The following is a 12322-nucleotide window of genomic DNA, read 5'->3' on the forward strand; positions in this document are numbered from 1 at the left end:
GCTCATGGCTTTTTCTCCACGGTTTTGCCGTTGTACTTGTAGGTCTTGGCCTGCATGGACATACCGATCAGCTCACCCCCCTTCCCCTGGCTGAGCTGGAAAGAATCCAGGATCACGATGCGCGGCAAAGCAGCCATGTCCGCCGTGAACTTGCCAAGTTCGTGATAGGTGCCCACGACCTCGATGCGCATGGGCAGCTCGGTGGAGAACTCGTGTTTCACCTCTGGCTCCCAGTTGATCCTGTTCAATGTCAAACCGTTGTCGGTGGCAATGAAGCTGATGTCATCCAGCAAACCGGCGACTTCGTGGGTGTTGGGCAGCTGTTTGAGCTGGGTGTCGACCAGATGTTCCAGCTGGACCATCTGCTTTCTGTATGCTTCCAGGTTCGCGGCCAGCATGGCCTTGCTCTCGAATTGTCCCTTGAGCTCGGTCTCTTTTGCGGCTTCACGACCCAGAGCGGCCAGGGAATTGGCAATCACGTAGTAATAGAGTGCCCCGCCAAGCAGAGCACAGCAGAAGAAGACAAAGATGCCCTTGGCGATCGGCGGCCAGCGGGCAATGTCATTGAGATCCAGGTCGTTGAGTTGTTGCAGGTTCATTTTTGCCCCTTAGCCGCGTTGGGTAGCGCCGTGGCAATCTGGAACATCATGGAGAACTGGCTCAGGGCGATGGGGGCCACCTCGGCCGTGAAAATGGTGCTGAGCTGGGATTGTGTCAGCCAGCCGGAACCGTCGATTCGGCGCATCATGCTGGCAACCCTGCCATAGGCTTCGGTCTTTCCCTTCACATCTATCTTGTTGTTTTGCAAGGCAAGGCTATCAAGATACACCCCATTGGGGACCAGCACCGGCAGCTGATTGAACAGACGCACAGGGATGTTGCGGCGCATCTGCAACTGCTCGATGAGTTGCATGCGGTCAATCAACTCCTTGCGCCGCTCCTTGAGAAGCCTGATCTCCCCAAGCTGGGTGTCCAGGGTTGCCATCTCCTGCTGCAACCGCTGATTGCGCTGCTGCTGGTAACCGATCTGCTGCTGCACCAGCCAGTCTGCGGCAAAGGCGATGGCTGCCGTCCCCGCCAGGAACAGACCGAACAGGATGCCGAATTGTTTCTTCTGACGCTGCGCCCGAGCCTGCCGCCAGGGCAGAAGGTTTATATTTGACATGGTGTGAAGCTCCTCAGTGCCAGCCCGAGCGCCGTCATGTACTTGGCCCCATGAGTCAGCCCCCCCTCTCCCTGCGGCTTGCCAAAGAGTGCAAAGGGATCGGGATGCAGCACCTCGCAGTTGAGCTCGCTGCCGATTTGTCCGGCCAACCCCGGCAGCAGGCTCCCCCCTCCGGTCAGCACCAGCCTGGAGAGCTCCTTGTTCCCCGAGGAGCTGCAAAACAGCTGCACGTTGCGCCGTATCTGCAACACCAGGGTGCTGAGGTGAGGCAACAGGACATCCACCTCATGATCCGCAGGCAAGGAGCCCTGGAGCTTGGCCAGTTCCGCCTCTTCCATACTCATGCTGTAAAAAGAGGCCAATGCCTGGCTGTATTGATCACCACCAAAATTCTGCAACCGGGAATAGATGACCTGGCCCCGTAACAGGGCGGCGAAAGTCAGGGCGCTGGCACCGATGTCGACGATGCCAACCGGTTTCTCCGAGGTTTGCAGGTCGGGCAGGCAAGCCAGCACGGCGCGTCCGAGCGCATGGGCCCCCACATCCACCACCATGGTCGTCATGCCTGCCTCCGTCAGGGCACTGACCCGGCCACTGACGCTCTCGGTCCGCGCGGCACTGAGCAGGACCTCCTGACGCCCGTTGTCGCCCGCCATGCCGAGGATTTCAAAATCCAGGCTCACTTCATCAAGGGGAAAGGGGATGAGCTGCTCTGCCTCCAGGTGAACCTGGTTCTCCAGCTCGCTCTCGTTGATGTTGGTATCGACCTGAATGATCTTGGTGATGACGTTGGAACCGGTCACGGCCGTGGCCACGTTCTGGCAATCCCCCTGCACGAGCCGCTTGAGCGACTTGAGGGACTGACTGACCCGTTCAATGTCCTGAAGTTGATAGTCGACCAGAGTTCCTCTTGGCATGGGGATCTCGGCAACCGAACCGAGGTGCACCTTGCCGGGACGTCCGCTGATGGTGACGGCCTTGATGGTTTGACTGCCAAAATCAATGCCCGCCATGGAGACGAGGGATCCCTTACTTAATAGCCCAAACATATACACATCCATGCGTTATTGGGTTTTCGGACTTATTGTAGGACAGCGCGTCATGATGTGACGGCTTAACTCAATATAATGCTCTATCTATCAATGTCATAAAGTTTGTGTCAAAAGTTGACGCCCCTCTCCTTTCGGCCTTGATTGCGGCCCCCTTGGTAATTGTGCCCTGGAGTGCTACCCTCCCGCCTCTTCTCGGGGTCGCCTGTTTGCGGACAGGAAAACCTCGAATCCGCGAGGGTAAAAAGGCTATACTCTGCGCCCGTTGGCTAATTTTAAGACGATTGGTAGTTCTTCCATGCTGAAATGGCTCGTTCGCCTGTTTATTGTCATGATGCTGGGTGCTGTGCTGGGCGTTGCCAGCCTCATCGGCATCTACTTCTACATCAAGCCCCAGTTGCCGGACGTCAGCGCCCTGCGCGATGTCAAACTGGCTACCCCCATGAAGGTCTACAGCCGGGACGGGGAATTGATCTCCCAGTTTGGCGAAATTCGTCGCATCCCCCTGCGGCTGGACGAAATTCCCCAGTCCATGATCGATGCCGTACTCGCCACCGAAGATGCCCGCTTCTATGAGCACCCGGGCATTGACCCCATCGGCATCATCCGTGCCGCCACCGTCTGGGCCGTCTCCGGCCAGGCGCGTCAGGGCGCCAGTACCATTACCCAGCAGGTGGCCCGAAACTTCTTCCTGAGCAACGAGAAGACCCTGGTACGCAAGATCAAGGAAGTGTTCCTCGCCTGGCGCATCGAGCAGAACCTCTCCAAGGACGAGATCCTCACCCTCTATCTCAACAAGATCCCCCTCGGCTACCGGGCATTCGGGGTCGGCGCGGCCGCCCAGGTCTACTTCGGCAAGGAGGTCAAAGATCTGACCCTGGACGAGATCGCCATCATCGCGGGTCTCCCCAAGGCCCCCTCCATGCTGAACCCGATCCGTTCCCCGGAGCGCGCCTTCGCCCGCCGCAACGTGGTGCTGGGTCGCATGCTGGAAACCGGCAAGATCACTCAGGCCCAGTATGACGAAGCCTCCAAGATGCCGGTCAAGGCCCGTTTTCACGGTGCCGAAACCACGCTGAACGCCCCTTATCTGAGCGAGATGGTACGCCAGAAGATGGTGGAGCAGTTTGGTGAAGATGCCTACACCATGGGGCTGCACGTCTACACCACCGTCACCGCCAAGCGTCAGCGCGCCGCCCATCAGGCGCTGCTGGATGGTGTCTTCGACTACGACACCCGCCACGGCTACCGTGGCCCGACCGCCTTGCTGTGGAAAGCCGGTGAAACGGCCTGGGACTACGAGCAGATCATGGCCCATCTGGCCAAGCAGCCGACCTATCAGCCCCTGATGGCCGCCGTGGTCACCCAGCTCGGCGACAAGAGCGCCACCCTGGTGCTCAAGAATGGCAAACAGGCCGAACTGGGCTGGAATGGCATCAAGTGGGCGCGTGCCTTCATCACCGACGATCGCCAGGGCTTTGCCCCGAAATCGGCGCGGGATGTACTCAAAGTCGGCGCCCAGATCTGGGTCAGGGAGAAAGGGGAAGAGTTGCTGCTCTCCCAGATCCCCGACGTCAACGCCGCCCTGGTGGCCATGAACCCGCAAGACGGCGCCATCGAGGCCCTGGTCGGCGGCTTCAGCTTCGAGCTCTCCAAGTTCAACCGGGTCGATCAGGCCCGTCGTCAGGTCGGCTCCAACATCAAACCGTTCCTCTATGCCACCGCGCTGGAGCAGGGCTATACCCTGGCGTCCCTCATCAACGATGCACCGATCAACCAGTGGGATCCTGCCAAGGGCCCCATGTGGCAGCCCAAGAACTCGCCCGCCATCTATGAAGGGCCGACCACCTTGCGCCTCGGCCTTGCCAAGTCCAAGAACGTGATGTCGGTCCGGCTGATGCGCGCCATCGGGCTGGATACCTATATCGACGGCCTGACCCGCTTCGGCTTCGCCCGTGATCACATTTCCGCCAACGAATCCCTGGCGCTGGGTGCGGCGGAGTTCACCCCGCTGGAAGTGGTGCGCGGCTACTCGGTGCTGGCCAATGGCGGCTTCCAGGTCACCCCCTACTTCATCACCGAGGTGACCGACAGCTTCGGCACCCCCCTGTTCGAGGCCAACCCGGCCGCCGCCTGCCGCGACTGCGGCGTGCTGGCCGCCGCCGGTCTCGACAGCGCGGATGCCTATGCCAATACCACGGCAGACTGGAAGGCCCAGTGCCCCATCGATCCTGTCGTGCCCAACAACATGGCACCGCAGACCATCAGTGCCCAGAGCGCCTTCCTCATCACCGACACCCTGACCACCGCCATCTGGGGTGGCAATGGCTGGCGTGGTACCGGCTGGCGGGCAGCCCGTGACCTCAAGCGTCACGACATCTCGGGCAAGACGGGGACCACCAACGAATCCCGGGATGCCTGGTTCTCCGGCTATACCCCAAATCTGGTGGCCACCTCCTGGATCGGTTTTGACAACCACCAGCGCGGTCTGGGCCGGGCCGAGTTTGGCGGTGGTGCCGCCCAGCCCATCTGGATTGACTTCATGAAGACGGCTCTGCAACAGGTGCCCGAGCGCAAGATGCCGGTCCCCGAAGGGATCATGCAGGTCCGCATCGATCGTGAAACCGGTCTGCTGACCAATCGCGCCGATGGCAGTACCACGGAGGAGTTCTTCAAAGAGGGCACAGAGCCCACCCGCTACGCGAGCCAGATCTCCGATGGCAACCAGGTGTATGGCGGTGACGATGCGACCACAGACGGTCCCGTCTCCACCGACGACATCTTCTAGGTCCCCCTGGAAACAACAAAAACCGGCGCCCAGGCGCCGGTTTTTGTTTCGGGATGACGAGCGGGCTGCGTCAGCCCAGCAGGGCTTTCATCAGACTCGAGATGCGGGCCGCCAGCTCATTGAAGCAGGGGCGGCGAACCGAGTAGTGACGATAGAGCAGGGAGATGGTGCGCCCCGGCACGGGGTTGATTACCGGGCGATAACTGACGCCCCCCTCCTCCGGGTTGGCGGGCACGGCGAGCCTGGGCACCAGCGTCATGCCGCTGCCAGCGGCGACCATGTTGCGCAAGGTCTCCAGACTGGTGCCCTTGAAGCGCTGATCCTCACCGATGCCCGCGGCAAAACAGAAACCCATCGCCTGATCCCGCAGGCAGTGACCGTCGGCCAGCATCAGCAATTTCTTGCCCTTGAGATTGTGCAGGGGCACCGCCTTGGCGCTCGCCTCCGGGTGATGCTGGGGCACGGCCAGCCACATGGGCTCCTGATAGAGGGGGATGGCGCCAAACCCCTCCATCCCTTCCAACTCCGCCAGCACGAGGCAATCCAGCTCTCCCTCCTCCAGCCGCTTGAGCAGCACCTGGGTCTGATCTTCGTAGAGGTAGAACTCCAGCTTGGGGAAGTGTTCACGCAGATCCTGGATGATGTGGGGCAGCAGATAGGGGCCCACGGTGGGAATGAAACCGATGTGGATCTCGCCGGACATGGGCTCGGCGAAGTGCTGGCCTATGCTCTTGAGCTCTCGCGCCTCTTTGAGCACCTTGCGCGCCTGACGGGCCATGGCATCGCCGGCGGGCGTGAACAGCACCTTGCGGGAGGTGCGCTCGATGAGGATCACTCCCAGTTCATCTTCCAGCTTGCGCAGCTGGCCACTCAGGGTCGGCTGGCTGACAAAGCAGCGCTCCGCTGCCTTGCGAAAGTGTTTCTCCTCTTCCAGCGCTACCAGATATTCGAGATCGCGAAGGTTCATAGGTACTGCATCCTGCCGTTCAATGAGGCCGATAGCATGCACAAGAACAGTGCGGGGGACAAGGGAGGCGCGCAGACGGGTCTGCCCTCTCCCTCTCCTTTGACAAGCCGCAGGCGATGGGCGAGAGACTCACCCCATCAGAGAGGTGATGTGATCCGCGAACGCCGCTGGCTCTCCCAGATAGGAGGAGACAGGCAGCTCAACGACGCGCACCCCTTGCATCAATCCCAGGGTCGGGAACCCCTGCCCGCCGAGGCGGCGCAGCCACGCCTGGCTTGTGGCCAGATGGCCCACAAGATCGACCCGACCAAAGGCCAGGGCGAATGCTTCCGGTGTCAGCCCCTGCTCCCGCGCGAGCGCCGCCAGCCGTGTCGGGGAACCGACCCATTCCCCATCCCGGTAGTGGGTTTCCTGGATGCGGTGCAACAAGGCAAGGCCGTCGCCGCCAAGCTCGCTCACCGCCAGAACGGCGCGTATGGGCGGCTCGGAGTCGAGGAGCAGTGACTCGTTGAGCAGAAGCTCGTTGAAGTAGCGCTCACCAAAGCGCTGTCCGGTGAGGGCGTGGATGCGCTCGTCATGGGGGCGCACATAGTCCCGCAGGGGCTGTCCCATGGCCTGGCGCCTGGTGCCCATCCAGAGGCCCCCCCCATGCAGTTCGATGCGAAGGCCCGGGATCTCGGCAGCGGCTTTCAGCAGGGGGGCGGCGCCATAGCACCAGCCACAGAGGGGGTCATAGACATAATGGAGGGTTGTTTGCGCTTCGTTCATCATCATTCTCGCTTCAATGCTGGATAAAAAACCGGGCCCTCGGGCCCGGAAAAAAACACAGGGATGTAGGCGTCAGGGAGTTACCACTTCATCTCGCCGGTATTGACCTTGGCACCGATGGCCAGGCCATCATCGACCGGCAGGGAGGGGTAAACCTTCTTCAGCGCTTCAATCAGCTGGCCGGAGTGCTTGGTCTTGGCCAGCGCTTGCTCAAAGCGCTGCACGTAGTCACGGGTGAAGGTCACGGCTTCGGTACCCTTGGGCGCAGTCCCCAGGAAGTGACCCGGCACCACGCGCTCAGGTTTCAGCGCCAGCAGATTGTTCAGCGCCTTGACCCAGTGGCTGCGAGCGGCCTTGGACTGGCTGTCCGCCATCCAGACGTGTACACCGCTGTAGACCGGCACACCACCAAAGGCCGTCTTGATGGAAGGGGCCCAGAGGTAAGCATTCGGGGTGTTCATCTCTTTGATGTCAATCTTCTCGCCATCCAGCGTCAGGTGGCTGGCCGTCATCACTTGCGGCACGGTCAGGCTCTTGGGTGCATCCTTGCCCAGGATCGGGCCCCAGTAGCTCAGCTTGGCATCCTTGGTCTGCTTGATATGGTCGACCACATGCTGGTCGGCCAGCACCTTGACATCCGGGAACGCAGCCATGACGGGTTCCAGACCGAAGTAGAAGTCGGGGTCACCGGCACTGATATAGACAGTGGTCAGCTTCTTGCCGCTCTTCTTGATCATGTCCACCAGCGCCTGACCATGTTGCACATCGAACTGGGCATCGATCAGGATGGCCTCTTTGTCACCGGTTACCAGTGAGGAGGAGACGGGGAAGATGGCCTTCTCGCCGGGGTTGTAGACGGTCACGGTCAGGGGGGCCGCCAGGGCGGAACCCGTCATCAGGAGGCTGGTCAGGGTCAGGGTACGCAGTGTGTTGTTCATCAGATAACGCTCATCGGTGTGGATTAATGGAATGAGCGCAGTTTATTGCATCACCATCGATACAAATACCGCATAATAGGCGCATCACTGTTGCACAAATCGAGCATATAGGGGCACAAGATGGATAGGCTGACCGCATTGCGGGTCTTTGTCTGCGTAGTGGAACAGGGCAGCCTAAGCGGCGCCGGGGAGAAACTGGAGATGTCCCGTGCCATGGTGTCGCGCTACCTGGCCGAGCTGGAACGCTGGATGGGGGCCAGATTGCTGCACCGCACCACCCGCCGGCTGAGCCTGACCGGGCCAGGAGAAGAGGCGCTGAACCGGGCCAGAGCCATGCTGGCCCTGGGGGAAGAGATGGAACACCTGGCCATCCGCCATGACGAGGCCCCCAAGGGGCAACTGCGCATCACCTGCAGCTACTCTCTCTCCGAAGCCCTGCTGGTCGGGGCGGCGAACGACTACCTGGCCCGTTACCCCGGCACGGCGATCGACATCCTGCTGCTGGACCGGACAGTCAATCTGGTGGAGGAGCGAATCGATCTCGCCCTGCGCATCACCAACGACCTCGATCCCAACCTGGTGGCCCGCAGGCTCGGCACCTGCCACTCGGTGGTGTGCGCCAGTCCCGCCTACCTGGCCCGCCATGCTCCGCCGCAGCAGGTGCAGGATCTGGCACTGCACAACTGCCTCACCTACACCTATTTCGGCAAGAGCCTGTGGGAGTTTCTGGGGCCCGATGGTCCCGAATCCGTCCCGGTGAGCGGCAACCTCAGCGCCAACATCTCCAACCTGCTGCTGGCCGCCACCCTGGAAGGGGCGGGGATCAGCCTGCAACCCGCCTACTCGGTTCACCCCCATCTGGCAAGCGGCGCCCTGGTCCCCCTGCTCACCCCGTGGCAGCCCAAGCGCCTCGGCGTCTATGCCGTTTATGGCACCCGCAAACAGATGTCCCCCCTGCTGCGCAGCTTCCTCGACTTTCTCGTGGAGCGGATGGCGGACGATCCCCTGTGGCAGGAAGCCCCTCCCTCTCTCTGATCCCTGCGAGCCGCACAAAAAAGGGGCCTCGCGGCCCCTCTTTGCTCCATCCTGTGCCGGTCAGGCTTCGAAACCGAATGCCTTGACCGGGGTCTCTCCCTCCTCGGCCTCCTGATCCTCCAGATAGATGTCGTGATAGGCGGCATAGATGGAGTAGTTGATGGCAGGCAGCACCACCAGCAGGCCCACCAGCATCAGGAGTGCGCCAAAGAAGATCAGCACGGCCCCGAGCAGCCCCCACCAGAGGAAGGGCCACATGTTGCGCAGACATCCCTTGAAGCTGAGCCTGGCTGCCTGCCAGACCCCGACCTGATGGAAGAGGATAAGGGCGGGGGCGAAGGTGATGGCCATCAGCACGGGAACGAACAGTGCCAATCCCACCAGGGCGCAGACGAGGAAGCCCTGTGCCTGCTCCGGGGTCAGCGCCAGGGAGCCCGGATCCGCGGACAACAGGCCGGTGAGTCCCCACTGGTGCAGCAGGAACACGCAGATCATCAGGATCCCCATGATGAGGCCGAGCACCATCAGGCCCCCCAGCATCAAGGGGGTCAACCGATGGCGGAAACCGGCAAAGAAGTCGCCAAACTGCAGCGCCTCCCCATGGTGCCCCCGCCGCGCCACCGCCACCCAGCCAGCCCCCCACACCATGTAGAGCAACTGGGAGATCAAGCCCCCCGCCGGCAGCTGATCCAGCACGATGCCCACCACAAACCAGAGCACTATCATGGCCACGCTGGCACCCATCCCCTTGTTGAAGATGTCGAATCCGGTGCGGATCCAGATCCAGCCCTGTCCTATGCCATGGCGTTTGGGTTCGTGGCGCAGGGCCCTGTCACTGTTCATCATTGACCTCGTCGAAAAATAGGGGCGAAGCGGCGTCTCCTCAGGGCACGCTCACCGTGACCATGATGGTGCCGGTGTAGGGACCGGTGCGTACTACCTGGCCCGGCAGCCGGGTCGGGTAGAGCCTCACCTTGTAGTCGGTGACCTGGGTCGCCGCCGAGTAGGGTACCGCGATGGCGGTATCGAATGGAATAGGGGTCAGGGCCCCTGTCCGGCCATGCCCACCGCGACCCGGCCTGGCTGGTGGTGAAGCTGTTGTCGCTCGCGAGCGCCCCCAAGATGCGGTAGCGCAGCGGCCCATGCTCAGGCTGGCAAGGTCGAAGGGAAGGCGGGCACCCGCAACCAGAGCATTCACCTCGCTGCAATGGCGTGTCCGTTGCGTCTTTCTGGGCCGCAGCCGACGAGTTTATCGGCCACGGTTGACGGACAGCACCGCCAGAATGTGGCATCATCTCCCCCCTCTTGCTTTCCCCCTGATCCGATGGAGCCATCATGCGCCGCCTCTTCTTTCTTCTCCTGCTGCTCGGCAGCCCTGCGCTTCACGCCGAACCGGGGTTTATCAGCCGCCTGCTCAACCACCCGGTGCCGGGGGGCGTGGCCGTGGTACCACTGGGAAGCGGGGCCAAGGCGCCCGCAGTGCGCTATCAGGACAAGCCTGTGCTGGTGGTACAGGAAGACGGGAAGACGTGGATCGCCATCGTCGGCATCCCGCTCAAGAGCGCGCCCGGCCCCCATCAGGTGACCACCAGCGATGGCCGCACCTTGAGTTTCAAAGTCGGCACCAAGCACTACCGTGAGCAGCACATCAAGCTCAAGAACAGCCGCCAGGTCAATCCGCTGGCCGAAGACATGACCCGCATCAACCGGGAGCTTGCCGAACAGACCCGCGCCTACCAGACCTTCAGCCCGGCTCAGCCGAGCAACCTGCTGTTTGACAAGCCGGTCCAGGGCCCGCTCTCCAGCCCCTTCGGGCTGCGCCGCTTCTTCAACGGCGAGGAGCGCAACCCCCACTCCGGCCTCGACTTCGCGGTCGGAGCCGGCACTCCCATCAAGGCACCAGCCGCTGGCAAGGTCATCCTCATCGGCAACTACTTCTTCAACGGCAATACGGTGTTCGTCGACCACGGCCAGGGCCTCATCAGCATGTTCTGTCACATGTCGAAGGTGGACGTGAAGCTGGGCCAGAGCCTGCCCCGCGGCGGCATCGTCGGCCGGGTCGGCGCCACCGGCCGCGCCACCGGTCCCCACATGCACTGGAACGTCAGCCTCAACGACGCCCGCGTCGACCCCGCCATCTTTATCGGCGCCTTCAAGCCCTGAGGCCGGCGACCTGCCGCCCACAGGCAGGGGCACTCAAAATGAAAAAGGCAGCCGAGGCTGCCTTTTTCATGGACGCATGACCATATCTCAGGCAGCGCTGTGCTGGCGCCCCTCCCTGTTCATCGCCCGCCACATCACCAGGACCAGCAGAGTGCTGCAAGTGGGCAGCGCCAGCCAGACACCGGCCACTCCCCACAGGGAGGAGAAGCCCCACAGGAAACCGCCGATCAGCACCAACTTGCCGCCGGTGAGCAGGGAAGCGATGCGGGCCCGGTTGATGGCCTGGAAATAGGTGGCCCCCACCAGCAGCAAGCCTTCCATGGGCAGCCCCCAGAAGTAGAGCCAGATACCGAGGGTCGCCACCGGCAACAGGGCAGCATTGTCCCCCGCAAACAGATAAACCACTGCCTCCGGCCACAGATACAGCGGGATCATCCCGCACAGTGCCACCGCCATGGTCACTCCCAATGCCAGGTTGCGCACCCGCAGCACTCGCGACCAGTTGCCCGCCCCGGCATTGAAGCTGGCGATAGGCTGGATGCCCATGGCGATCCCCTCGAAGATGAGATAGAAGAAGGCCTCGCTGTAGCTGATGACCCCATAGGCGGCCACATGCAGCGAAGTGCCCACCGAGAGCAGCGCCTTGTTGTGCAGCGCTAGCACCACCGAGAGGTAGAGGTACATCAGAAAACTCGACACCCCGAGTCGCAATGTCTCCCCCATCAGCCGCCAGTCGGGCACCAGGGTATCCCAGCGAATGCGCAACTGGCTGCGGGGGGTAAAGAAGTGCCACAGGCACAGGCCTCCGGTGACCGCCTGGGAGAGCATGGTCGCGATGGCGGCCCCCGCCAGCCCCCAGGGGATCACCGCCATCAGCAGGTAGTCGAGCAGCACGTTGAGCACGCCGCCCCCCACCAGGATCCAGGTGGTGAGGCCGGGTCGCCCGTCGTTGCGCAGCAGGGCGGTAAAGGCCATGGAGAGCACCGCGAACACCCCGAGCCAGGCGTACCACTGCAGATAGGCGAAGCCTGCGTCGAAGATGACCCCCTGCGCCCCCATCCAGACAAGCATGGCCTTGCCGTAACGAATGCCAATGAAGGCGAGCAGCGCGGAAGCGATGAGCACCATCACCAGGGCATTGCCGACGATGTGGCGCGCCCTGGCCTGCTCCCCCTTGCCCAGATAGAAGGAGGCCAGCGACGAAGATCCCATGCCGATCAGGGCCCCCACCGCGTAGAGCACGGCGCAGATGGGGTACGCCAGCATCATGCCGGCCAGCCCGTCCTGGCCCAGGATATGGCCGACGAAGATGCCGTCTATGGTGACATAGATGCCGGTGACCAGCATGGCGGCCACCGTGGGGGTGACGTAACGCAAGAAGAGGCGGGAAAGGGGGGCCGTGCCCAGATCGACGGAGGACATAAATTGCTCAATGAAGGGGAACGGCCA

The 12322-nt window shown here is 62.2% G+C and carries 12 protein-coding genes; 3 read left to right on the top strand and 9 right to left on the bottom strand.

The window, feature by feature from the left end; translation table 11 throughout:
- Positions 1 to 2: 2 nt before the first annotated feature.
- From tapO to tapM, 3 genes are read right to left on the bottom strand one after another with little or no spacing between them, the layout of a single operon-like run.
- Positions 3 to 599, bottom strand: coding sequence for a PilO family type IV pilus biogenesis protein TapO (tapO, locus tag ACB037_RS02845; protein ID WP_041212566.1), 597 nt, complete (start codon positions 597 to 599; stop codon positions 3 to 5).
- Positions 596 to 1165, bottom strand: a complete 570-nt coding sequence (gene tapN / locus ACB037_RS02850; protein ID WP_010673820.1) for a PilN family type IV pilus biogenesis protein TapN — start codon at positions 1163 to 1165, stop codon at positions 596 to 598. Before tapN ends, tapO begins: the two co-directional genes overlap by 4 nt.
- Entirely contained in the window at positions 1153 to 2214 is a 1062-nt protein-coding gene (tapM, locus tag ACB037_RS02855) for a PilM family type IVa pilus assembly protein TapM (RefSeq protein ID WP_041212565.1), read from the bottom strand. The genes tapN and tapM overlap by 13 nt, the downstream gene beginning before the upstream one ends.
- A gap of 298 nt (positions 2215 to 2512) precedes the next feature.
- Between tapM and ACB037_RS02860 the strand changes: the two genes are divergently transcribed.
- Positions 2513 to 5002: a penicillin-binding protein 1A gene (locus ACB037_RS02860; protein ID WP_010673818.1), complete on the top strand. Its 2490-nt coding sequence runs from the start codon at positions 2513 to 2515 to the stop codon at positions 5000 to 5002.
- A 70-nt stretch (positions 5003 to 5072) separates the two neighbouring features.
- On the opposite strand, the gene oxyR is transcribed toward ACB037_RS02860, so the two are convergent.
- From oxyR to ACB037_RS02875, 3 genes are all read right to left on the bottom strand, one after another.
- Positions 5073 to 5969: a DNA-binding transcriptional regulator OxyR gene (oxyR, locus tag ACB037_RS02865; protein WP_010673817.1), complete on the bottom strand. Its 897-nt coding sequence runs from the start codon at positions 5967 to 5969 to the stop codon at positions 5073 to 5075.
- Positions 5970 to 6098: 129 nt separating this feature from the next.
- Positions 6099 to 6743 carry a DsbA family protein gene (locus ACB037_RS02870; protein WP_371174857.1) on the bottom strand — a complete coding sequence of 215 codons (645 nt, stop codon included), beginning with the start codon at positions 6741 to 6743 and terminating at the stop codon, positions 6099 to 6101.
- Positions 6744 to 6817: 74 nt separating this feature from the next.
- Entirely contained in the window at positions 6818 to 7675 is an 858-nt protein-coding gene (locus ACB037_RS02875) for a Vmh family MBL fold metallo-hydrolase (RefSeq protein WP_270821216.1), read from the bottom strand.
- A 120-nt stretch (positions 7676 to 7795) separates the two neighbouring features.
- Between ACB037_RS02875 and ACB037_RS02880 the strand changes: the two genes are divergently transcribed.
- Positions 7796 to 8710, top strand: coding sequence for a LysR family transcriptional regulator (locus tag ACB037_RS02880; RefSeq protein WP_069652134.1), 915 nt, complete (start codon positions 7796 to 7798; stop codon positions 8708 to 8710).
- A gap of 60 nt (positions 8711 to 8770) precedes the next feature.
- Here ACB037_RS02880 and ACB037_RS02885 read toward each other — a convergent pair whose 3' ends face one another.
- Both ACB037_RS02885 and ACB037_RS02890 read right to left on the bottom strand, forming a co-directional pair.
- Positions 8771 to 9553 (bottom strand): BPSS1780 family membrane protein, encoded by a 783-nt coding sequence (locus ACB037_RS02885; RefSeq protein ID WP_045525644.1) that lies wholly within the window; start codon positions 9551 to 9553, stop codon positions 8771 to 8773.
- Positions 9554 to 9593: 40 nt separating this feature from the next.
- Positions 9594 to 9908 carry a hypothetical protein gene (locus ACB037_RS02890; RefSeq protein ID WP_191967241.1) on the bottom strand — a complete coding sequence of 105 codons (315 nt, stop codon included), beginning with the start codon at positions 9906 to 9908 and terminating at the stop codon, positions 9594 to 9596.
- Positions 9909 to 10045: 137 nt separating this feature from the next.
- On the opposite strand from ACB037_RS02890, the gene ACB037_RS02895 reads away from it, so the two are divergent.
- Complete coding sequence (locus ACB037_RS02895) at positions 10046 to 10873, top strand: M23 family metallopeptidase (protein ID WP_010673811.1); 828 nt, start codon at positions 10046 to 10048, stop codon at positions 10871 to 10873.
- A gap of 87 nt (positions 10874 to 10960) precedes the next feature.
- Here ACB037_RS02895 and ACB037_RS02900 read toward each other — a convergent pair whose 3' ends face one another.
- A complete protein-coding gene (locus tag ACB037_RS02900) occupies positions 10961 to 12295 on the bottom strand; it encodes an MATE family efflux transporter (protein WP_052814495.1) in 1335 nt (444 codons plus the stop codon).
- Positions 12296 to 12322 lie beyond the last annotated feature (27 nt).

Origin of the sequence: Aeromonas sp. S19(2024) (genome assembly GCF_041402625.1) — a bacterium.
GTDB lineage: Bacteria > Pseudomonadota > Gammaproteobacteria > Enterobacterales > Aeromonadaceae > Aeromonas > Aeromonas caviae.

Coding starts and splice junctions, on each gene's coding strand:
- tapO (WP_041212566.1), bottom strand. CDS start 599: ATGAACCTGCAACAACTCAACGACCTGGATCTCAATGACATTGCCCGC.
- tapN (WP_010673820.1), bottom strand. CDS start 1,165: ATGTCAAATATAAACCTTCTGCCCTGGCGGCAGGCTCGGGCGCAGCGT.
- tapM (WP_041212565.1), bottom strand. CDS start 2,214: ATGTTTGGGCTATTAAGTAAGGGATCCCTCGTCTCCATGGCGGGCATT.
- ACB037_RS02860 (WP_010673818.1), top strand. CDS start 2,513: ATGCTGAAATGGCTCGTTCGCCTGTTTATTGTCATGATGCTGGGTGCT.
- oxyR (WP_010673817.1), bottom strand. CDS start 5,969: ATGAACCTTCGCGATCTCGAATATCTGGTAGCGCTGGAAGAGGAGAAA.
- ACB037_RS02870 (WP_371174857.1), bottom strand. CDS start 6,743: ATGATGATGAACGAAGCGCAAACAACCCTCCATTATGTCTATGACCCC.
- ACB037_RS02875 (WP_270821216.1), bottom strand. CDS start 7,675: ATGAACAACACACTGCGTACCCTGACCCTGACCAGCCTCCTGATGACG.
- ACB037_RS02880 (WP_069652134.1), top strand. CDS start 7,796: ATGGATAGGCTGACCGCATTGCGGGTCTTTGTCTGCGTAGTGGAACAG.
- ACB037_RS02885 (WP_045525644.1), bottom strand. CDS start 9,553: ATGAACAGTGACAGGGCCCTGCGCCACGAACCCAAACGCCATGGCATA.
- ACB037_RS02895 (WP_010673811.1), top strand. CDS start 10,046: ATGCGCCGCCTCTTCTTTCTTCTCCTGCTGCTCGGCAGCCCTGCGCTT.
- ACB037_RS02900 (WP_052814495.1), bottom strand. CDS start 12,295: ATGTCCTCCGTCGATCTGGGCACGGCCCCCCTTTCCCGCCTCTTCTTG.